This is a genomic window from Kluyvera ascorbata (assembly GCF_023195735.1).
GTDB lineage: Bacteria > Pseudomonadota > Gammaproteobacteria > Enterobacterales > Enterobacteriaceae > Kluyvera > Kluyvera ascorbata.
In genome coordinates this window covers 454,241-475,032 of record NZ_CP096201.1, presented here as the reverse complement: position 1 = coordinate 475,032, position 20,792 = coordinate 454,241, and the positions used below count along the sequence as shown (strand labels likewise).

Sequence of the window (20,792 nt, the reverse complement as noted above, 5' to 3'; positions counted from 1 at the left end):
TCCCCGATTAACATCGAGACCACACTCAAAGCACATCTTTCACCGACGATTGATGACGTTCTCTGACCACACCACCCTGCTCCGAGGGTGTGACCTGGATTGTCCTGAAGCAGCCCATGACGCTTTCAGAAGCGCAGCTGAAAAAATTCACCCACACGATGCACCATGACAATAACCGACCGGCACAGCCGCTCAATGGCCGTGTAGTTGTCGAATACGCGGCAGAAGAGTGCCGGGATCATGTCCTGAAATGCGAGCATTGTCACACTATGTCACAATAATCTGCTGATTAAATCAGCAGATTATCTTGCCAGATCTCCCTGAGTCGAAGAAAAAGTGAGAAGTTACTCAAAAATATAGATGTAGATAAAATCGCCATAATTTTCTAATTAGATGATTTATATAATTAATTCTTTAGTGGTGACATCGCTTACTGCGATTCTTTGATCCACCTCAGAGGATTGGTTAAAGTTTGGCCTTTCATCTCGTGCAAAAAATGCGTAATATACGCCGCCTTGCAGTCACAGTATGGTCATTTCTTAACTCATGCGTATCGGACAACACCAGCTCAGAAATCGACTGATCGCAGCACCTATGGCAGGTATTACCGACCGGCCGTTCAGGACGCTGTGCTACGAGATGGGAGCAGGTTTAACCGTTTCCGAGATGATGTCGTCTAACCCGCAGGTCTGGGAAAGCGATAAGTCCCGCCTTCGGATGGTGCACATTGATGAACCAGGTATTCGTACCGTGCAAATTGCCGGAAGCGTACCTGAAGAAATGGCAGATGCCGCGCGTATCAACGTGGAAAGTGGCGCCCAGATTATTGATATCAATATGGGTTGCCCGGCCAAAAAAGTGAATCGCAAGCTTGCAGGTTCAGCCCTTCTGCAATACCCCGACCAGGTGAAGTCAATCCTGACGGCGGTTGTCAGCGCAGTGGACGTTCCTGTTACGTTAAAGATTCGCACGGGTTGGTCGCCGGAACACCGTAACTGTGTAGAGATTGCCCAACTGGCCGAAGACTGTGGCATTCAGGCCCTGACCATTCATGGACGCACACGCGCCTGTTTGTTCAATGGTGAAGCTGAATACGACAGCATTCGGGCAGTTAAGCAGAAAGTTTCCATTCCGGTTATCGCGAATGGTGACATTACTGACCCGCTTAAAGCCAGAGCTGTACTCGACTATACGGGGGCTGATGCCCTGATGATAGGACGTGCCGCTCAGGGAAGACCCTGGATCTTTCGGGAAATCCAGCATTATCTGGACACTGGGGAGCTGCTTGCCCCACTGCCACTGGCAGAGGTTAAGCGCTTGCTTTGTGCGCACGTTCGGGAACTGCATGACTTTTATGGTCAGGCAAAAGGGTACCGAATCGCGCGTAAACACGTATCCTGGTATCTCCAGGAGCACGCTCCAAATGACCAGTTTCGGCGCACATTCAACGCCATAGAGGATGCCAGCGTACAGCTGGAGGCGTTGGAGGCATACTTCGAAAATCTTGCGTAATGAAATAAAGAGCTGACAGAACTATGTTCGAACAACGCGTAAATTCTGACGTACTGACCGTTTCTACCGTTAACTCTCAGGATCAGGTAACTCAAAAACCCCTGCGTGACTCGGTTAAACAGGCACTGAAGAACTATTTTGCTCAACTGAACGGTCAGGATGTTAATGACCTGTATGAGCTGGTACTGGCTGAAGTAGAACAGCCCCTGTTGGACATGGTGATGCAATACACCCGTGGTAACCAGACCCGCGCAGCCCTGATGATGGGCATCAACCGTGGTACTCTGCGTAAGAAACTGAAAAAATACGGCATGAACTGATACTAATCAGTTAATTGCTTGATTTTGAAGGCGCTACTCGGCATGGGGAAGCGCCTTTTTTATTGCCTGTTTTACGCCTCAGCGTAGACGATACGGTAGCCCTGATCCTCAGGAATAACCCGCGCAAAGCCCGACCCACCGAAGTGCATCCCCGCCACCAGCAGCTTTTCTGCCGCCGCCTGCGCCAGAATACGTTTACGTGATGCTTTCGCCTGTTCGCTATCGATATCAAAAGCAATGCTTACCCCGGGGTGCGCGGTCTGAATATAGGGGAAGTGAACAATGTCACCCCAGATAATCAGGCAAGCTTCCGGAGTATCAATTCTGAACCCCGTATGCCCCGGCGTGTGCCCTGGCAGAGGGACGGGATGAATTCCCTCGGCAATCGGCGCATCGCTCAGCAGGCGAACACGCTCGCCATAGGTGGCTAGCGTCTGGCGCGCGCGGATAAAGTTACGCTGCTGACGTTCGTTAGCCTGTGCAAACCGTGCATCATCCAGCCAGAACGCCTTCTCAAGCGGATGCAGGTAGAGAGCGGCGTTAGGGTAAACCGCCATGCCTTCCTCATCCAGCAAGCCCCCCAGATGGTCAGGATGAGCGTGAGTCAGCAACACGGTATCCACCGTTTCAGGCTGGACGCCAGCACCCTGCAAATTGGCTTTCAACTGCCCGCCCACGTTATTGGCGCCGCCGGTTCCTGAATCCACCAGAATCGTTCGCCCGCGCCCACGGATAAGATAACCATAGATATGCAGATTTCCAGGCTCGGTAATCCCAGCCTGCTTCTGGATCTCCCCGGCCTCTGTCGTGCTAATACCGGACAGGAGTTCGAGACTCGCTGCCATATTACCGTCGCTGAGCGGCGTCACCAAAAAGTCGCCAATCTGGCGAGAAATCGCGTTCATAAACACCTCGTTACGGGGATGATGAGTAGAAGAATAAGATGACAGAAGCCGAAAGCAGAGGACAGCAGAAGCAGGGCCAGATGAATAATCTTCAGGCTTCCCTGCCTGAGAGGATACGCAGTTACTGGTTAACAACCAGCGTAGGCCGGGTAGCCCACAGATGTTGAGCACAAACGGTCGCCATAATATTGTCGACAAGCAGCGGAGCCTGTTGATAGAGATCAAACTGCAGTGGGTCCATCAGCCAATTTTTGATAATGCCGCTAAATGCGCTATGTAAGACAATCAATATAATTTCAATGTCTGTATCAGCAGGTAATATTTTGTTACGCACGCAGGCCTGCAATTCATTTCGCATGGAATCATAGCTAAAGCCTATTTTCTTTCTAATTTCATGCTCCGGCACCATATCGCTACTAAACTCACACTTATGATACAGGATCTGCATCAGCGCGCGCTGCCGCGGCGTTTCAGCAATATATTGCAAACCAACGACAAATTTATTTCTTAAGTTTAATAGTGGATTGGTGCTGTCTATTTGTATCAATTTATGATGGATTAGGTCGCGCAGCGGTAGTTGTTCTTCCCACATCGCATTAAATAATTCACTTTTGCTGGCAAAATGCCAGTAAACCGCACCGCGAGTTACCCCGGCAGCATCCGCAATGTCGGTCAGGGTGGTGTTACTCACGCCCCGCAGCGCAAACTGCTCAATGGCTGAATCAAGCAGCAGTTGGCGCGTCTTGAGCGCCTCTTCTTTCGTTTTTCTGGCCATAGCCTACGTCACTTACCGCAAACTTCGCGGTGGATGGAAAATCAATTTAATTTACCATTTAGGCTAACAACAGTATTTACCAAAAAGTTTGATAAGTACTAAAAATCAATAAATCCATTAAACATATATTTAATTAATTTATATTCACATTATGAATGCATGATTTCATCACACCACTTTTCAGATTCTCTAATCCTGCTATTTTTGCGTTTCCGTGCCTTTGGTGATCGTTCAAAAATAACTATCTCTTACATCCACCGATGTTTATTTGTAGGATAACGAACTGCATTTTTTATTCACCCTTTCTTTCACAGATTTTTAGTCAAACCAGGCTATCAATCTATAAGGAACAGCAATGACGAGTCACGCCAGGGTTACACTTTTATCCAGCTTAATTATCTCAGCAGCATTACTTAGCGGCTGTGATAATTCTGGAAGCCAACAAGCGCATGCGCCAATGCCTCAGGTTACCGTTCACACCGTTAACAATGCGCCATTGTCCATCACTACCGAATTACCAGGCCGTACCTCTGCGTTTCGCGTCGCTGAAGTTCGTCCACAGGTCAGCGGCATTATCCTGAAACGCAACTTTGTGGAAGGGAGTGATGTAGAGGCCGGTCAGTCTCTTTATCAAATAGACCCAGCCACCTACCAGGCGGCCTATGACAGCGCGAAAGGCGATCAGACGAAAGCTGAAGCCGCTGCGGTCATCGCTCACCTGACCGTGAAGCGCTATGTTCCTCTGCTAGGCACCAAATACATCAGCCAACAGGACTATGACCAGGCGGTAGCAACAGCACGCCAGGCCGATGCGGACGTCATGGCGGCGAAAGCCACCGTTGAGACCGCACGTATTAACCTGGCCTATACCAAAGTGACCTCGCCAATCACTGGCCGCATTGGTAAATCCAGCGTGACTGAAGGCGCTCTGGTGACCAACGGGCAGTCGGATGCCATGGCAACGGTACAGCAGTTGGATCCTATCTACGTCGATGTCACCCAGTCCAGCAGCGACTTTATGCGCCTCAAGCAAGAAAGCCTGCAGCAGGGCGGCGACGCCAAAAGCGTACAGTTGTTGATGGAAAACGGTCAGGCCTACGCGCTGAAAGGTTCGCTGCAGTTCACAGACGTTACCGTGGATGAAAGCACCGGCTCTATCACTCTTCGCGCCATTTTCCCTAACCCGCAGCATGTACTACTGCCAGGGATGTTCGTTCGTGCGCGCATCGATGAAGGTGTGAACCCAAATGCCATGCTGGTTCCACAGCAGGGCGTCACTCGTACGCCTCGCGGTGATGCCACCGTCCTGCTGGTGAATGATAAAAACCAGGTCGAAACACGCAGCGTCGTTGCCGCCCAGGCGATTGGCGACCAGTGGCTGATTACCAGCGGCCTGAAAGCGGGCGATAAGGTGATTGTCAGCGGGCTGCAGAAAGTGCGCCCGGGCGCAACCGTGAAGGCTGAAGAGGATACCGCAGCGCCTGCTGCGAAATAAGGTACCGACCACATGTCTAAGTTTTTTATCCATCGACCGGTGTTTGCCTGGGTTCTGGCCATCATCATGATGATTGCGGGTGGTCTTGCCATCCTGCAGTTGCCAATCGCGCAGTACCCGACGATCGCTCCACCTGCCGTGGCGATTTCAGCAACCTATCCAGGTGCTGATGCGCAAACCGTGCAGGATACCGTCACCCAGGTTATCGAACAGAATATGAACGGTATCGATAACCTGATGTACATGTCCTCAACCAGTGACTCCGCAGGTTCCGTGACCATCACCCTGACCTTTAAGTCAGGCACCGATCCGGATATCGCCCAGGTTCAGGTTCAGAACAAGCTCTCTCTGGCAACACCGCTGCTGCCGCAGGAAGTGCAGCAGCAGGGTATCAGCGTTGAGAAGTCGAGCAGCAGCTTCCTGATGGTAGCCGGGTTTATCTCTGATAACCCAACGACCGTACAGGACGATATTTCTGACTACATCGCCTCTAACGTTAAGGACCCTATCAGTCGTCTGAACGGCGTGGGTGACGTGCAGCTCTTTGGTGCGCAGTATGCGATGCGTATCTGGCTCGACGGCAACCTGCTGAACAAATACAACCTGACGCCGGTTGATGTCATTAATCAGTTAAAGGTACAGAACGACCAGATTGCGGCAGGCCAGCTGGGCGGTACGCCAGCGGTGAAAGGCCAGCAGTTGAATGCCTCAATTATTGCGCAGACGCGTTTAAAAGATCCGGTTGAGTTCGGTAAAGTGACTCTGCGTGTGAACGCCGATGGTTCGGTGGTACATCTGAGCGACGTCGCGCGTATTGAACTCGGCGGTGAGAACTACAACGTCGTCGCACGTATTAACGGTAAACCGGCATCGGGGCTTGGGATCAAGCTGGCGACCGGCGCGAACGCGCTGGATACCGCCAACGCCATCAAAGCCAAGCTCGCGGAGCTACAACCCTTCTTCCCGCAGGGGATGAAGGTGGTCTATCCGTATGACACCACGCCGTTCGTGACCATCTCGATTCACGAAGTTATTAAGACGCTGTTTGAGGCGATTATTCTCGTCTTCCTCGTCATGTACCTGTTCTTGCAGAACATCCGTGCGACGCTTATTCCAACTATCGCCGTCCCGGTAGTGCTGCTCGGGACCTTCGCCGTACTGTCGATGTTTGGCTACTCGATAAACACCCTAACCATGTTCGGGATGGTGCTCGCGATAGGTCTGCTCGTCGATGATGCCATCGTGGTGGTGGAAAACGTCGAGCGCGTGATGGTTGAGGAGAAGCTATCGCCCGTCGAGGCCACCGAGAAATCGATGGAGCAGCTCCAGGGCGCGCTGGTTGGGATCGCGATGGTGCTGTCAGCGGTATTCGTACCGATGGCCTTCTTTGGCGGCTCAACCGGGGCTATCTATCGCCAGTTCTCGATAACCATCGTTTCCGCAATGGCGCTGTCGGTACTGGTTGCCCTGATCCTCACCCCTGCGCTGTGCGCCACGCTGCTGAAACCCGCTTCTGTGGATCACTACGAGAAGAAAGGGTTCTTCGGCTGGTTTAACAATAAGTTTGACCAGAGCGTTAACCACTATACCAATAGCGTCAGCGGTATCTTGCGTTCCACTGGGCGTTACCTGCTTATCTATGTGTTGATTGTTGTCGGTATGGCGGTGCTGTTTATGCGCCTGCCAACGTCCTTCCTGCCGGACGAAGACCAGGGGGTATTCCTGACCATGGTTCAGCTTCCTGCTGGTGCGACACAGGAGCGCACGCAGAAGGTGTTGGATACGGTGACCCACTATTACCTCAATAACGAGAAGGCGAACGTTGAGAGCGTCTTTACCGTTAACGGCTTCAGCTTTAGCGGCCAGGGTCAGAACTCCGGTATGGCGTTTGTGAGCCTGAAGCCTTGGGATGAACGTAGCGGGGAAGAAAATAGTGCTGAATCCGTCATCAAGCGTGCCACGATGGCCTTCAGCCAGATTAAAGATGCGATGGTGTTCCCGTTCAACATGCCGGCGATTATCGAGCTGGGCACGGCGACCGGTTTCGACTTCGAGCTGATTGACCAGGGTAACCTCGGTCATACCGCATTGACCCAAGCCCGTAACCAGCTTCTGGGTATGGTGCAGCAGCATCCCGATCAGCTGGTTCGTGTGCGTCCAAACGGCCTGGAAGATACCGCGCAGTTCAAACTCGATGTCGATCAGGAAAAAGCGCAGGCATTAGGCGTTTCGCTGTCCGATATCAATGAGACCATTTCTGCTGCGCTGGGCGGGTACTACGTCAACGACTTTATTGACCACGGTCGCGTGAAAAAGGTCTACGTTCAGGCTGACGCAAAGTTCCGCATGCTGCCAAGCGACGTCAACAATATGTACGTACGCAGCTCAAACGGTGAGATGGTGCCATTCTCCGCCTTCGTGACTTCACGTTGGGTGTATGGCTCTCCACGTCTGGAACGCTATAACGGTCTGCCATCAATGGAGATCCTCGGTGAAGCGGCTCCAGGTAAAAGTACCGGTGAGGCGATGGCCCTGATGGAACAACTGGCCAGCAAACTGCCTTCAGGCATTGGCTTTGACTGGACGGGAATGTCCTATCAGGAACGTCTGTCCGGCAACCAGGCGCCAGCGCTGTACGCCATCTCATTGATTGTCGTCTTCCTGTGTCTGGCCGCACTCTATGAGAGCTGGTCTATTCCGTTCTCCGTTATGTTAGTAGTGCCATTAGGTGTTGTGGGAGCGCTTCTGGCCGCCTCATTACGAGGTCTGAATAACGACGTGTACTTCCAGGTAGGTCTGCTGACAACCATTGGTCTATCGGCGAAGAACGCCATTCTGATCGTTGAGTTTGCTAAAGATCTTATGGATAAAGAAGGTAAAGGGATCATTGAAGCAACGCTCGAAGCATCACGTATGCGTCTGCGCCCTATTCTGATGACCTCTCTGGCCTTTATCCTCGGCGTTATGCCTCTGGTTATCAGCCGCGGTGCAGGTAGTGGTGCGCAGAACGCAGTTGGTACCGGCGTCATGGGCGGGATGCTGACCGCGACGCTGCTGGCCATCTTCTTCGTGCCAGTATTCTTCGTTGTCGTGAGACGTCGCTTTACCAAACACTCTGAGTAACGCAATCACTCAGGATAAAAGGCGCCTACGGGCGCCTTTCTTTTTGTTCGGTAATCAGGAAGTTTAGTGGTGCAGGCTCAATACGTTAGGCTGTGCCACCATCAGTTACGCTTCGTAGCGCACCATTTCGTTATTTTCTTCTGCATCATTTCTACATAATCCCACCGTTTTCAGGCTCCCTTCTCCACGATATTTACGAACCACATAAATTGAGATTATTTCCCCTACCAATGGGCTATAGCACAGGTGATAAAATAAGCCATTCCGTAATACGGCCTATTTCTGGCGTAATGAAACGGATTATTTAGAGGCTACATCATGAAAAAATTTATTCTGGTGACGCTGCTGGCAACACTGCTTGCTGGCTGCGCGCATGACTCACCTTGTGTACCTGTTTATGACGATCAGGGCCGTCTGGTTCACACCAACACCTGCATGAAAGGGACCACACAGGACAACTGGGAAACCGCAGGTGCTATCGCCGGTGGCGCTGCTGCTTTGGCGGGCCTGACGCTGGGTATCGTTGCACTGACCAAATAACACAACGGCCAGAAAGTGCATGCTTTCTGGCCGTCTCTGCGCTTATTGTCATCGTCAGGATGACATCGCCGTCAATTTTATTATCAACAAAACCCACCTCTTTTAATTCCCGTCGACAATCTAAATAGCTCATCATAATAAAGAGATAGCGAACGTTGTCTTATTTTCAGCGCCGTACTTGCTTCGAATGGAATATTTTGTTGAGGCAGGAGATAGAGCGTCTTTGTAGGCTGGATAAGGCGTTAACGTCGCCATCGGGCAAAGTGCACCATCCCGGAGTCGGCGTAAAACGCCTCGCCCGGGCTACGGACTGGGTATTATACGTGCACATTATTACCGTCTGTAGTCCGGGCGAGCGCAGCGACCCCGGGACTTCACAGCGCTTTCATTTCCCACAGACGTAAAAAAGCCCATCCGTCAGGATGGGCTTTTTTACTAAATTGATGTCTGGCAGTTCCCTACTCTCGCATGGGGAGACCCCACACTACCATCGGCGCTACGGCGTTTCACTTCTGAGTTCGGCATGGGGTCAGGTGGGACCACCGCGCTACAGCCGCCAGACAAATTCTTTACTAAGTGCCAAACTTTAACCCGAAAAACTGGTGCTGATACCCAGAGTCGAACTGGGGACCTCACCCTTACCAAGGGTGCGCTCTACCAACTGAGCCATATCAGCACACTAAATTTGATGCCTGGCAGTTCCCTACTCTCGCATGGGGAGACCCCACACTACCATCGGCGCTACGGCGTTTCACTTCTGAGTTCGGCATGGGGTCAGGTGGGACCACCGCGCTACAGCCGCCAGGCAAATTCTGTTATCAACACGCTTTAGCATGTCGATGTAATCTGTAATCAAGCTGAATATCGATGTCTCTTTCGCCAAAACATCTTCGGCGTTGTAAGGTTAAGCCTCACGGTTCATTAGTACTGGTTAGCTCAATGTATCGCTACACTTACACACCCAGCCTATCAACGTCGTCGTCTTCAACGTTCCTTCAGGACTCTTAAAGAGTCAGGGAGAACTCATCTTGGGGCAAGTTTCGTGCTTAGATGCTTTCAGCACTTATCTTTTCCGCATTTAGCTACCGGGCAATGCCATTGGCATGACAACCCGAACACCAGTGATGCGTCCACTCCGGTCCTCTCGTACTAGGAGCAGCCCCCCTCAATTCTCCAGCGCCCACGGCAGATAGGGACCGAACTGTCTCACGACGTTCTAAACCCAGCTCGCGTACCACTTTAAATGGCGAACAGCCATACCCTTGGGACCTACTTCAGCCCCAGGATGTGATGAGCCGACATCGAGGTGCCAAACACCGCCGTCGATATGAACTCTTGGGCGGTATCAGCCTGTTATCCCCGGAGTACCTTTTATCCGTTGAGCGATGGCCCTTCCATACAGAACCACCGGATCACTAAGACCTGCTTTCGCACCTGCTCGAGCCGTCACTCTCGCAGTCAAGCTAGCTTATGCCTTTGCACTAACCTCCTGATGTCCGACCAGGATTAGCTAACCTTCGTGCTCCTCCGTTACTCTTTAGGAGGAGACCGCCCCAGTCAAACTACCCACCAGACACTGTCCGCAACCCGGATTACGGGTCTACGTTAGAACACCAGCCATTAAAGGGTGGTATTTCAAGGTTGGCTCCACACGAACTGGCGTCCGCGCTTCAAAGCCTCCCACCTATCCTACACATCAAGGACCAGTGTTCAGTGTCAAGCTATAGTAAAGGTTCACGGGGTCTTTCCGTCTTGCCGCGGGTACACTGCATCTTCACAGCGAGTTCAATTTCACTGAGTCTCGGGTGGAGACAGCCTGGCCATCATTACGCCATTCGTGCAGGTCGGAACTTACCCGACAAGGAATTTCGCTACCTTAGGACCGTTATAGTTACGGCCGCCGTTTACCGGGGCTTCGATCAAGAGCTTCGCGTTGCCGCTAACCCCATCAATTAACCTTCCGGCACCGGGCAGGCGTCACACCGTATACGTCCACTTTCGTGTTTGCACAGTGCTGTGTTTTTAATAAACAGTTGCAGCCAGCTGGTATCTTCGACTGATTTCAGCTCCATGAGTAAATCACTTCACCTACATATCAGCGTGCCTTCTCCCGAAGTTACGGCACCATTTTGCCTAGTTCCTTCACCCGAGTTCTCTCAAGCGCCTTGGTATTCTCTACCTGACCACCTGTGTCGGTTTGGGGTACGATTTGATGTTACCTGATGCTTAGAGGCTTTTCCTGGAAGCAGGGCATTTGTTACTTCAGCACCGTAGTGCCTCGTCATCACACCTCAGCGTTAAAAGAAGTCCGGATTTACCTAAACTTCCCGCCTACATGCTTAAACCGGGACAACCGTCGCCCGGCTAACATAGCCTTCTCCGTCCCCCCTTCGCAGTAACACCAAGTACAGGAATATTAACCTGTTTCCCATCGACTACGCCTTTCGGCCTCGCCTTAGGGGTCGACTCACCCTGCCCCGATTAACGTTGGACAGGAACCCTTGGTCTTCCGGCGTGCGGGTTTTTCACCCGCATTATCGTTACTTATGTCAGCATTCGCACTTCTGATACCTCCAGCATCCCTCACAGGACACCTTCGCAGGCTTACAGAACGCTCCCCTACCCAACAACACATAGTGTCGCTGCCGCAGCTTCGGTGCACAGTTTAGCCCCGTTACATCTTCCGCGCAGGCCGACTCGACCAGTGAGCTATTACGCTTTCTTTAAATGATGGCTGCTTCTAAGCCAACATCCTGGCTGTCTGAGCCTTCCCACATCGTTTCCCACTTAACTGTGACTTTGGGACCTTAGCTGGCGGTCTGGGTTGTTTCCCTCTTCACGACGGACGTTAGCACCCGCCGTGTGTCTCCCGTGATAACATTCTTCGGTATTCGTAGTTTGCATCGGGTTGGTAAGTCGGGATGACCCCCTAGCCGAAACAGTGCTCTACCCCCGAAGATGAGTTCACGAGGCGCTACCTAAATAGCTTTCGGGGAGAACCAGCTATCTCCCGGTTTGATTGGCCTTTCACCCCCAGCCACAAGTCATCCGCTAATTTTTCAACATTAGTCGGTTCGGTCCTCCAGTTAGTGTTACCCAACCTTCAACCTGCCCATGGCTAGATCACCGGGTTTCGGGTCTATACCCTGCAACTTAACGCCCAGTTAAGACTCGGTTTCCCTGCGGCTCCCCTATTCGGTTAACCTTGCTACAGAATATAAGTCGCTGACCCATTATACAAAAGGTACGCAGTCACACCCCGAAGGATGCTCCCACTGCTTGTACGTACACGGTTTCAGGTTCTTTTTCACTCCCCTCGCCGGGGTTCTTTTCGCCTTTCCCTCACGGTACTGGTTCACTATCGGTCAGTCAGGAGTATTTAGCCTTGGAGGATGGTCCCCCCATATTCAGACAGGATACCACGTGTCCCGCCCTACTCATCGAGCTCACAACACATGCAATTTTGTGTACGGGGCTATCACCCTGTATCGCCGGCCTTTCCATACCGTTCCACTATCACACATGCTGATTCAGGCTCTGGGCTGCTCCCCGTTCGCTCGCCGCTACTGGGGGAATCTCGGTTGATTTCTTTTCCTCGGGGTACTTAGATGTTTCAGTTCCCCCGGTTCGCTTCATTACGCTATGTATTCACGTAATGATAGTGTGTCGAAACACACTGGGTTTCCCCATTCGGAAATCGTCGGTTATAACGGTTCATATCACCTTACCGACGCTTATCGCAGATTAGCACGTCCTTCATCGCCTCTGACTGCCAGGGCATCCACCGTGTACGCTTAGTCGCTTAACCTCACAACCCGAAGATGTTTCTTTCGATTCATCATCGTGCTGCAAAAATTTGAGAGACTCAAACACACCTCAGTCTGTTCTTATTACGGAGAACAGAATTCAGTGTGCTGTTTCAATTTTCAGCTTGATCCAGATTTTTAAAGAGCAAATATCTCAAACGTCACCCGAAGGTAAGTTTTGAGATATTGGGGTCGGCGACTTTCACTCACAAACCAGCAAGTGGCGTCCCCTAGGGGATTCGAACCCCTGTTACCGCCGTGAAAGGGCGGTGTCCTGGGCCTCTAGACGAAGGGGACACTGAAGTCTCAATCGCAAGACGCCTTGCTATTTACTTTTCATCAGACAATCTGTGTGAGCACTTCAAAGAACGCTTCTTTAAGGTAAGGAGGTGATCCAACCGCAGGTTCCCCTACGGTTACCTTGTTACGACTTCACCCCAGTCATGAATCACAAAGTGGTAAGCGCCCTCCCGAAGGTTAAGCTACCTACTTCTTTTGCAACCCACTCCCATGGTGTGACGGGCGGTGTGTACAAGGCCCGGGAACGTATTCACCGTAGCATTCTGATCTACGATTACTAGCGATTCCGACTTCATGGAGTCGAGTTGCAGACTCCAATCCGGACTACGACATACTTTATGAGGTCCGCTTGCTCTCGCGAGGTCGCTTCTCTTTGTATATGCCATTGTAGCACGTGTGTAGCCCTACTCGTAAGGGCCATGATGACTTGACGTCATCCCCACCTTCCTCCAGTTTATCACTGGCAGTCTCCTTTGAGTTCCCGGCCGAACCGCTGGCAACAAAGGATAAGGGTTGCGCTCGTTGCGGGACTTAACCCAACATTTCACAACACGAGCTGACGACAGCCATGCAGCACCTGTCTCAGAGTTCCCGAAGGCACCAAAGCATCTCTGCTAAGTTCTCTGGATGTCAAGAGTAGGTAAGGTTCTTCGCGTTGCATCGAATTAAACCACATGCTCCACCGCTTGTGCGGGCCCCCGTCAATTCATTTGAGTTTTAACCTTGCGGCCGTACTCCCCAGGCGGTCTATTTAACGCGTTAGCTCCGGAAGCCACTCCTCAAGGGAACAACCTCCAAATAGACATCGTTTACGGCGTGGACTACCAGGGTATCTAATCCTGTTTGCTCCCCACGCTTTCGCACCTGAGCGTCAGTCTTTGTCCAGGGGGCCGCCTTCGCCACCGGTATTCCTCCAGATCTCTACGCATTTCACCGCTACACCTGGAATTCTACCCCCCTCTACAAGACTCTAGCCTGCCAGTTTCGAATGCAGTTCCCAGGTTGAGCCCGGGGATTTCACATCCGACTTGACAGACCGCCTGCGTGCGCTTTACGCCCAGTAATTCCGATTAACGCTTGCACCCTCCGTATTACCGCGGCTGCTGGCACGGAGTTAGCCGGTGCTTCTTCTGCGAGTAACGTCAATCACTAAGGTTATTAACCTTAATGCCTTCCTCCTCGCTGAAAGTACTTTACAACCCGAAGGCCTTCTTCATACACGCGGCATGGCTGCATCAGGCTTGCGCCCATTGTGCAATATTCCCCACTGCTGCCTCCCGTAGGAGTCTGGACCGTGTCTCAGTTCCAGTGTGGCTGGTCATCCTCTCAGACCAGCTAGGGATCGTCGCCTTGGTGAGCCATTACCTCACCAACCAGCTAATCCCATCTGGGCACATCCGATGGTGTGAGGCCCGAAGGTCCCCCACTTTGGTCTTGCGACGTTATGCGGTATTAGCTACCGTTTCCAGTAGTTATCCCCCTCCATCGGGCAGTTTCCCAGACATTACTCACCCGTCCGCCACTCGTCACCCAAGAGCAAGCTCTCTGTGCTACCGTTCGACTTGCATGTGTTAGGCCTGCCGCCAGCGTTCAATCTGAGCCATGATCAAACTCTTCAATTTAAGTTTGATGCTCGTGAATTAAACTTCGTAATGAATTACGTGTTCACTCAGAGACTTGGTATTCATTTTTCGTCTTGCGACGTTAAGAATCCGTATCTTCGAGTGCCCACACAGATTGTCTGATAAATTGTTAAAGAGCAGTGCAACACGGCTTTCGCTCACTGTTGCGAGGTGGCGTATATTACGCTTTCCTCTTTCAGAGTCAACCCTCATTTTCAGGTTTTTCTCTTCAACCGAACCGGCTAGTTAGTGTGAAGTAATTCACGTTTGCCGTCTCAGTGGGTGCGCATTATAGGGAACTTTGTTTTTCACACAACCCCTTTTCTCACTTTTTTTTCTAAGTGTCGCTTTTTCACACTTTTTGCGCTGTAAGTGCGCAATTTGCTTAAATTTTGAGATGAGAAACGCACAGATTGGGTCAATAATGGGAAGAAATCTCATCATGACACCGTTTTAAAGAGGTAAACATGTCTGCCGTTTTACGCCGCTATAAAGATTTATTCCCCGTCATCGGCGATCGCGTGATGATCGACGACTCCAGCGTTATCGTCGGCGACGTTCGTTTAGCCGATGATGTCAGCATCTGGCCACTGGTAGCCGCACGTGGTGACGTTAACTACATCCAGATTGGCGCGCGAAGCAATATCCAGGATGGCAGCGTCCTTCACGTCACGCATAAATCGGCGAAAAACCCAGATGGAAACCCGCTGATCGTTGGCGAGGATGTCACGGTCGGCCATAAGGTCATGCTGCACGGCTGCACTATCGGTAACCGCGTGCTCGTGGGGATGGGTTCTATATTGCTTGATGGCGTAGTAGTAGAAGACGATGTGATGATTGGTGCCGGCAGCCTGGTTCCGCAGCATAAGCGCCTGGAGAGTGGCTATCTTTATCTGGGAAGCCCGGTTAAGCAGATCCGTCCGCTGAAAGAGGCCGAACTCGAAGGGTTACGCTATTCGGCCAATAACTATGTGAAGTGGAAAAACGACTATCTGGATCAGGACAACCACACCCAACCGTGATTGTCTTCCTGCTGCTCACGAATAAGATCGCTGGCTTCTTCTTCCAGATCCCAGCGATTCTCACGGAATAGCGATAACCACTGCTGGGGCTGCTCTCCGCCAAAACGGCGCGTCATGACATCGGCCCTGAGCGCACACATGAGCTGCATACCATTTACCAACGCCGGGAAGCAGACCGCCTGTAGATCCTCTCGCCATTCCTCCCGTTCAGGAAACTGAATAGCCTGATTCATACGCCCAACTCGCGTTTAAGAGAAGCAATGACCGGTTCAACGTTTGGCAGAATACCGTGCCACAGTAAAACGGCATGCGCCGCTTGCCCCACCAGCATACCTAGCCCATCGGCATAGCGTTTTGCGCCGTGCTGAACACACCATGCCAGAAAGGCTGTATCTCCTTTCTGATAGAACATGTCATAACAGCAAACATGACTATTAATCAGTGAAGCGGGGATGGGTGGCGTCTCCCCCGCAATACCGCTGGAGGTGGCATTAATAATAAGGTCAAACTCCTGCCCGGAAAGTTCAGACATCGCCTGCGCGCTCACGCTACCAGTATGTCGGAATAGCTCAGCTAGTGTCTGAGCTCGGGCATGCGTACGGTTGGTAATCGTCACGTTACAGTCTAAAGAGAGCAGTGGCAGCAGTACGCCACGGGCCGCACCACCAGCACCAATAAGTAGCACGCGAAAACCTGGTTTAATCAGCCCCAGTCGTTCAAGGTCGCTCAGCAGACCAATCCCGTCGGTGTTATCCCCAAGAATTCGTCCGTCATCAAGACGCTTAAGCGTGTTGACCGCCCCCGCCAGCGCAGCACGCTCCGTCAATTCATCTGCGCGGGCAAACGCTTCTTCTTTAAAAGGAACGGTGACATTTGCCCCTTTTCCTCCCTGCTTGAAAAAAGTTTCCAGGGTTTCAACGAAACCATCCAGCGGTGCCAACATGCGCCCGTAAGGGTGAATAATGCCCAGCTGTTCAGCAAACTGCTGATGAATGAATGGCGATTTGCTGTGCGCTATCGGGTTACCAAAAACAACGTAGCTTTCCACGGTTTACCCCTGGCGGAAACGTTCGCCCGTCAGGGCATCAAGAATTTCAGATGGGTTGAGGCGGCCTCCCGTCGGCGCATCAACTACCGGGAAGTCAGTGCCAAACTGCGCAAGCACTTCTGCGGTTGTCCGGCACGGTGGCAGCCCCGTCAGATTGGCGCTGGTAGAAACCAACGGTTTACCGTAAGCCTCGCAGAGCGCAATCACCACCGGGTGATCCGTGACGCGAACGGCCAACGAGCTAAAGCGACCGGTCAGCCAGCCTGGCGTGTTGGATTTCGCCGGGAAAACGAAGGTCACCGGACCTGGCCAGCGGGCAAACACGGTGGCGCGCTGCTCATCGGTCAGCATGCTGTCGTCAATATAAGGTTTAAGTTGTTCGAAGCTCGCAGCAATAAGGATGAGACCTTTCTCTACCGGGCGCTGTTTCAACGCCAGCAGATTCATGACGGCTTCTTCACTATCGGGATCGCAGCCGACGCCAAACACGGCTTCGGTTGGATAAGCGATGACTTCTTTATTATTCAGAGCAACAACCGCACGCTGTACGGCCTCTGATGGCAGGTTTTTATTCACTGATTTGTTTCGCCGGTACCGGCTTTCCACATTGTTTACTGGCACAAAAGCGTTTTACGCCCTGCGCCGTTTTCTTTTCGATAAGCAGCGGGTAATGGCACTCGGGGCACTCCCCCGCTACCGGTGTGAAGTTAATGACGAACTGGCAATCCGGATAGCGATCGCAGGAATGAAAGTTTTTGCCATAGCGAGAGCGGCGCTGTACCAGGTGACCTTGTTGGCACGCGGGGCAGACGATGGCCGTTTCATCTGGCTTATCAATAACTTCAGTGTGGTCACATTCAGGATACTGACTGCATCCGATGAACATGCCAAAGCGCCCCTGGCGCAACACCAGCACGGCACCACACTCAGGACAAGACTGCCCCTCCAGAATTTTGACGATATGTCCGTCCGCCTGGCTTTTCAGGGGACGAACGTAATCGCATTCCGGATAATGGGAACAGCCAAGAAACGGCCCGTGTTTACCGGACCGTATGACCAGTTCGGCCCCGCACTGTGGGCAGGGCTCGTGTTTAGGCACCGTAAACAGTGCAGATTTGACCATAACAACTCTTGATGCCACAAAATGAATTAATGCAGCATACCTTCATTCGTCTCGAAGAGTAATTCTTCCATTTGTTGATAGGCGTTTTCGCAGCCCGGAAGATTGAATAGAACCATCAAAATGACCCATTTCAGCTCTTCCAGCTCAAACTCTGCTGTATCTAACGCCATGACGCGTTCAATAACCATCTCCCGCGTTTCGAGGTTCAGCACCTGAATCTGCTCAAGGAATAACAGGAATCCCCTACAGCTAGCATCCAGTCGTTGACTCTCTTCCTCGGTAAAAATACGCACGGAGAGAGGATCGGACGCAAGCTGCATCGGTTCTACGAGGCCTTCCTGATAGTCGGCGAGCTTTTCCAGCCATATCAGCGCGTTGAAGATGTCTTCACGTTCGAACCCTGCATCGGTGAGATCTCGAGTGAGTTTGTCCTGATCTACGCGCATGTCTGTTTCGGTATGGATGTAGGTCTCAAACAAATACATTAGTACGTCGAACATGGCCTGCCCTCCTTAATCGGACATAGCCGCCGGGTACAGCTGCGATCCACCCTGCTAACTCCAGTTCAAGTAGCTGAGCCACGGTTACTGGCACAGGTTGGCCGGCACGTTCAGCGACGACGTCAACAGGTGTTACCTCATCTCCTACGTTAGCCAGGAGCTCAGGAAATGGCAATGCTACACATTCCTTATCTGCGCAATTATTTATCATTTCTGGCTTATCGGACAAATGTCTGTTTAATTCTGGAAAAAGCGCCAGAAAATCCTCAGGTTCCGTTACCGTCATGGCACCCTGCTTAATAAGCCAATGCGGCCCTTCCATGCCCGAGTTACCCAGCGGCCCCGGGAGCGCGTAAACCTCTCGCCCCTGCTCCAGAGCACATCGCGCTGTGACTAACGAACCACTGCGCAACGCCGCTTCCACCACGAATACGCCGCGACTTAGCCCGCTGATAATACGGTTACGACGCGGGAAGTTGTAAGGCGCAGGCGTGGCATTCAGCGAGAACTCTGACACCAGTGCGCCGCCGCGCCCAACAATGTTGTCGGCAAGCGCCCTGTGTCGATGGGGATAAATGTGGTTCAGGCCGCTCCCGAGGACCGCGATCGTTTTACCGTCGGCTTGTAAGGCACTTCGATGGGCAACACCATCAATGCCCAATGCCAGGCCGCTTGTGATAGTGATCCCAAGATGCGCCAGCGCTTCACAAAAATAACGCCCCCATCGTTCGCCATAGTGGGAATGCTGACGGCTGCCGACGACGGCAAGCTGGGGTGTACTTAGCAACGCCAGACTCCCTCGCACGCACAGTACCGCAGGATAATCACGGATAGCGCGAAGCGGAGCAGGATAATAGGGTGAGTCCGCAAACAGCAAATGATTACCCGGCGTTGCGAGCCACGCCAGGGCTAACGCCATATCCGCAGAAGTTAACGAGAAAAAACGTTCAGTCTGTTTGACATTTAAACCTGCTAAATGAAGCGTCTGCCGGGTAATTTCTCGTGCCTGGCGAAGTGCGCACATGACCTGCAGCATCTCATCGCCGTATAAATCATTTACCTTCACCAGCCGGAAGGCTATCTCTTCTGGGGACATCCTTTCCTCCTTGCCACATGCGGCACCAGCAATCCTTGCGATTGGTCAGTGATGCTGTCAATTAGAGGGGGTTTTGTCTAGAATAGAGGTAATAATCTTTCCTACTCCTGAACAGAACTCTGGATATTTATGGCAGTTTTGCAAGTGTTACATATCCCGGACGAGCGTCTTCGCAAAGTCGCGGCTCCGGTAAAAGAAGTGAATGAAGAAATTCAGCGAATTGTCGACGATATGTTCGAGACAATGTACGCCGAGGAAGGTATTGGTCTCGCAGCAACGCAGGTCGATATCCATCAACGCATTATCGTTATCGATGTTTCTGAAAATCGTGACGAACAACTGGTGCTGATCAACCCTGAGCTGTTGGAAAAAGACGGCGATACCGGGATTGAAGAAGGCTGCCTGTCTATCCCTGAACAGCGAGCGCTAGTGCCACGTGCCGAACGCGTGAAAATTCGCGCTCTCGACCGTAATGGCAACCCGTTTGAGCTCGAGGCTGACGGCCTGCTGGCTATCTGTATTCAGCACGAGATGGACCACCTGGTCGGTAAACTGTTTATCGATTATCTTTCTCCGTTAAAACAGCAACGTATTCGTCAGAAAGTTGAGAAACTGGATCGCCTGAACGCGCGTGCCTAAGGATAAGGATTAACGTGTCAGATTCACTACGTATTATTTTTGCGGGTACCCCTGACTTTGCAGCGCGTCATCTTGACGCGCTGTTGTCGTCTGAGCACCAGGTCGTTGGCGTATTTACCCAGCCCGATCGCCCTGCCGGTCGCGGCAAGAAGCTGATGCCAAGCCCGGTCAAAGTACTGGCCGAAGAGAAAGGCATTCCGGTATTCCAGCCGGTCTCGCTGCGCCCAGAAGAAAACCAGAAGCTGGTGTCAGACCTGCAGGCTGACGTGATGGTCGTGGTCGCCTATGGGCTTATCCTGCCAAAAGCCGTGCTGGCTATGCCACGCCTTGGCTGCATCAACGTCCACGGTTCTCTGCTCCCACGCTGGCGCGGCGCAGCGCCTATTCAGCGTTCGCTGTGGGCTGGCGATACGGAAACCGGTGTGACCATTATGCAGATGGATGTTGGCCTGGATACGGGTGATATGCTGCATAAGCTCTCCTGCCCGATTACCGCTGAAGATACCAGCGCGAGTCTTTACAACAAACTGGCAGAGCTGGGACCTCAGGGGCTACTCCATACGCTACATCTGCTAGCAACGGGTACCGCGAAGCCTGAAGTGCAGGATGAAGCGCTGGTCAGCTATGCCGAGAAGCTCAGCAAAGAAGAAGCGCTTGTTGACTGGACGCTCAGCGCAGCACAGCTCGAGCGCTGCATCCGCGCCTTCAACCCGTGGCCAATGAGCTACATCGTCATTGATGAGCAGCCGGTAAAAATCTGGCAGGCAACGGTGATTGATAAACCGGCGGGAGCTGAGCCAGGCACCGTCCTCGAAGCCACGCGCCAGGGGATTCAGGTCGCTACTGGCGATGGGATTTTGAACCTTATCTCGCTGCAGCCTGCGGGTAAGAAGGCGATGAGCGCGCAGGATCTGCTGAACTCACGCCGGGAATGGTTTGTACCCGGCAACCGTCTACTCTGACGGT

General features: G+C 52.2%; 16 protein-coding genes, 2 tRNA genes, 4 rRNA genes and 1 pseudogene. 9 read left to right on the top strand and 14 right to left on the bottom strand.

The features are described from left to right. Positions 1–59: 59 nt before the first annotated feature. From MY052_RS24225 to fis, 3 genes and pseudogenes are all read left to right on the top strand, one after another. Positions 60–281, top strand: a pseudogene (locus MY052_RS24225) (carbonic anhydrase family protein); the annotation flags it as partial. 265 nt (positions 282–546) lie between these two features. Then, entirely contained in the window at positions 547–1,512 is a 966-nt protein-coding gene (gene dusB, locus MY052_RS02265) for a tRNA dihydrouridine synthase DusB (protein WP_123651690.1), read from the top strand. Between the two features lie 23 nt (positions 1,513–1,535). After that, positions 1,536–1,832: a DNA-binding transcriptional regulator Fis gene (gene fis / locus MY052_RS02260; RefSeq protein WP_000462905.1), complete on the top strand. Its 297-nt coding sequence runs from the start codon at positions 1,536–1,538 to the stop codon at positions 1,830–1,832. 71 nt (positions 1,833–1,903) lie between these two features. On the opposite strand, the gene MY052_RS02255 is transcribed toward fis, so the two are convergent. Then, positions 1,904–2,737: an MBL fold metallo-hydrolase gene (locus MY052_RS02255; RefSeq protein WP_248538139.1), complete on the bottom strand. Its 834-nt coding sequence runs from the start codon at positions 2,735–2,737 to the stop codon at positions 1,904–1,906. Positions 2,738–2,858: 121 nt separating this feature from the next. Beyond that, on the bottom strand, positions 2,859–3,512 hold the full coding sequence (gene envR, locus MY052_RS02250) for an acrEF/envCD operon transcriptional regulator (RefSeq protein WP_248538138.1): 654 nt from the start codon (positions 3,510–3,512) through the stop codon (positions 2,859–2,861). 355 nt (positions 3,513–3,867) lie between these two features. Here envR and MY052_RS02245 point away from each other — a divergent pair, with 355 nt between their 5' ends. The 3 genes from MY052_RS02245 to MY052_RS02235 all read left to right on the top strand — a co-directional run bounded on the left by MY052_RS02245 (position 3,868) and on the right by MY052_RS02235 (position 8,670). Beyond that, positions 3,868–5,007 (top strand): efflux RND transporter periplasmic adaptor subunit, encoded by a 1,140-nt coding sequence (locus tag MY052_RS02245; protein ID WP_248538137.1) that lies wholly within the window; start codon positions 3,868–3,870, stop codon positions 5,005–5,007. 12 nt (positions 5,008–5,019) lie between these two features. Then, on the top strand, positions 5,020–8,130 hold the full coding sequence (locus MY052_RS02240) for an efflux RND transporter permease subunit (protein WP_248538136.1): 3,111 nt from the start codon (positions 5,020–5,022) through the stop codon (positions 8,128–8,130). Positions 8,131–8,448: 318 nt separating this feature from the next. Then, positions 8,449–8,670 carry a lipoprotein gene (locus MY052_RS02235; RefSeq protein WP_035891258.1) on the top strand — a complete coding sequence of 74 codons (222 nt, stop codon included), beginning with the start codon at positions 8,449–8,451 and terminating at the stop codon, positions 8,668–8,670. 445 nt (positions 8,671–9,115) lie between these two features. Here MY052_RS02235 and rrf (MY052_RS02230) read toward each other — a convergent pair. From rrf (MY052_RS02230) to MY052_RS02205, 6 genes are all read right to left on the bottom strand, one after another. Next, positions 9,116–9,231: ribosomal RNA gene (gene rrf / locus MY052_RS02230) — 5S ribosomal RNA — on the bottom strand. A 39-nt stretch (positions 9,232–9,270) separates the two neighbouring features. After that, positions 9,271–9,346 (bottom strand) — tRNA-Thr (locus tag MY052_RS02225). A 14-nt stretch (positions 9,347–9,360) separates the two neighbouring features. Next, positions 9,361–9,476 (bottom strand): 5S ribosomal RNA (gene rrf, locus MY052_RS02220). A 94-nt stretch (positions 9,477–9,570) separates the two neighbouring features. Beyond that, a 23S ribosomal RNA gene (locus MY052_RS02215) occupies positions 9,571–12,478 on the bottom strand. Between the two features lie 219 nt (positions 12,479–12,697). Further along, positions 12,698–12,773: transfer RNA gene (locus tag MY052_RS02210), tRNA-Glu, on the bottom strand. 85 nt (positions 12,774–12,858) lie between these two features. Continuing rightward, positions 12,859–14,398: ribosomal RNA gene (locus tag MY052_RS02205) — 16S ribosomal RNA — on the bottom strand. Together the 16S, 23S and 5S rRNA genes with 2 tRNA genes alongside form the textbook arrangement of a ribosomal RNA operon. Before the next feature lie 467 nt (positions 14,399–14,865). On the opposite strand from MY052_RS02205, the gene MY052_RS02200 reads away from it, so the two are divergent. Beyond that, positions 14,866–15,420 carry a gamma carbonic anhydrase family protein gene (locus tag MY052_RS02200; protein WP_035895013.1) on the top strand — a complete coding sequence of 185 codons (555 nt, stop codon included), beginning with the start codon at positions 14,866–14,868 and terminating at the stop codon, positions 15,418–15,420. Here the strand turns inward: MY052_RS02200 and MY052_RS02195 are convergent. From MY052_RS02195 to dprA, 6 genes are read right to left on the bottom strand one after another with little or no spacing between them, the layout of a single operon-like run. Further along, positions 15,396–15,653, bottom strand: coding sequence for a DUF1488 family protein (locus MY052_RS02195; protein WP_035895012.1), 258 nt, complete (start codon positions 15,651–15,653; stop codon positions 15,396–15,398). The two genes, MY052_RS02200 and MY052_RS02195, sit on opposite strands and share 25 nt — an antisense overlap. Next, on the bottom strand, positions 15,650–16,468 hold the full coding sequence (gene aroE, locus MY052_RS02190; RefSeq protein WP_248538135.1) for a shikimate dehydrogenase: 819 nt from the start codon (positions 16,466–16,468) through the stop codon (positions 15,650–15,652). The genes MY052_RS02195 and aroE overlap by 4 nt, the downstream gene beginning before the upstream one ends. A 3-nt stretch (positions 16,469–16,471) precedes the next feature. Then, positions 16,472–17,044 (bottom strand): L-threonylcarbamoyladenylate synthase type 1 TsaC, encoded by a 573-nt coding sequence (gene tsaC, locus MY052_RS02185; protein WP_248538134.1) that lies wholly within the window; start codon positions 17,042–17,044, stop codon positions 16,472–16,474. Further along, positions 17,037–17,591: a DNA topoisomerase family protein gene (locus tag MY052_RS02180; RefSeq protein WP_072011405.1), complete on the bottom strand. Its 555-nt coding sequence runs from the start codon at positions 17,589–17,591 to the stop codon at positions 17,037–17,039. Before MY052_RS02180 ends, tsaC begins: the two co-directional genes overlap by 8 nt. Positions 17,592–17,617: 26 nt before the next feature. Then, positions 17,618–18,091: a DUF494 family protein Smg gene (gene smg, locus MY052_RS02175; protein ID WP_123650834.1), complete on the bottom strand. Its 474-nt coding sequence runs from the start codon at positions 18,089–18,091 to the stop codon at positions 17,618–17,620. Further along, positions 18,063–19,187, bottom strand: a complete 1,125-nt coding sequence (gene dprA / locus MY052_RS02170) for a DNA-protecting protein DprA (RefSeq protein ID WP_202217085.1) — start codon at positions 19,185–19,187, stop codon at positions 18,063–18,065. Before dprA ends, smg begins: the two co-directional genes overlap by 29 nt. A 129-nt stretch (positions 19,188–19,316) precedes the next feature. Between dprA and def the strand changes: the two genes are divergently transcribed. Further along, entirely contained in the window at positions 19,317–19,826 is a 510-nt protein-coding gene (gene def / locus MY052_RS02165) for a peptide deformylase (RefSeq protein ID WP_035895006.1), read from the top strand. Between the two features lie 14 nt (positions 19,827–19,840). Continuing rightward, the gene (gene fmt, locus MY052_RS02160) at positions 19,841–20,788 is read left to right on the top strand and encodes a methionyl-tRNA formyltransferase (protein WP_248538133.1); all 948 of its coding nucleotides are present in this window, start codon (positions 19,841–19,843) and stop codon (positions 20,786–20,788) included. Positions 20,789–20,792 lie beyond the last annotated feature (4 nt).

What these genes read in the sequence shown, in the direction of transcription:
- dusB (WP_123651690.1), top strand. Translation starts at nt 547, where the DNA reads ATGCGTATCGGACAACACCAGCTCAGAAATCGACTGATCGCAGCACCT.
- fis (WP_000462905.1), top strand. Translation starts at nt 1,536, where the DNA reads ATGTTCGAACAACGCGTAAATTCTGACGTACTGACCGTTTCTACCGTT.
- MY052_RS02255 (WP_248538139.1), bottom strand. Translation starts at nt 2,737, where the DNA reads ATGAACGCGATTTCTCGCCAGATTGGCGACTTTTTGGTGACGCCGCTC.
- envR (WP_248538138.1), bottom strand. Translation starts at nt 3,512, where the DNA reads ATGGCCAGAAAAACGAAAGAAGAGGCGCTCAAGACGCGCCAACTGCTG.
- MY052_RS02245 (WP_248538137.1), top strand. Translation starts at nt 3,868, where the DNA reads ATGACGAGTCACGCCAGGGTTACACTTTTATCCAGCTTAATTATCTCA.
- MY052_RS02240 (WP_248538136.1), top strand. Translation starts at nt 5,020, where the DNA reads ATGTCTAAGTTTTTTATCCATCGACCGGTGTTTGCCTGGGTTCTGGCC.
- MY052_RS02235 (WP_035891258.1), top strand. Translation starts at nt 8,449, where the DNA reads ATGAAAAAATTTATTCTGGTGACGCTGCTGGCAACACTGCTTGCTGGC.
- MY052_RS02200 (WP_035895013.1), top strand. Translation starts at nt 14,866, where the DNA reads ATGTCTGCCGTTTTACGCCGCTATAAAGATTTATTCCCCGTCATCGGC.
- MY052_RS02195 (WP_035895012.1), bottom strand. Translation starts at nt 15,653, where the DNA reads ATGAATCAGGCTATTCAGTTTCCTGAACGGGAGGAATGGCGAGAGGAT.
- MY052_RS02180 (WP_072011405.1), bottom strand. Translation starts at nt 17,591, where the DNA reads ATGGTCAAATCTGCACTGTTTACGGTGCCTAAACACGAGCCCTGCCCA.
- smg (WP_123650834.1), bottom strand. Translation starts at nt 18,091, where the DNA reads ATGTTCGACGTACTAATGTATTTGTTTGAGACCTACATCCATACCGAA.
- dprA (WP_202217085.1), bottom strand. Translation starts at nt 19,187, where the DNA reads ATGTCCCCAGAAGAGATAGCCTTCCGGCTGGTGAAGGTAAATGATTTA.
- def (WP_035895006.1), top strand. Translation starts at nt 19,317, where the DNA reads ATGGCAGTTTTGCAAGTGTTACATATCCCGGACGAGCGTCTTCGCAAA.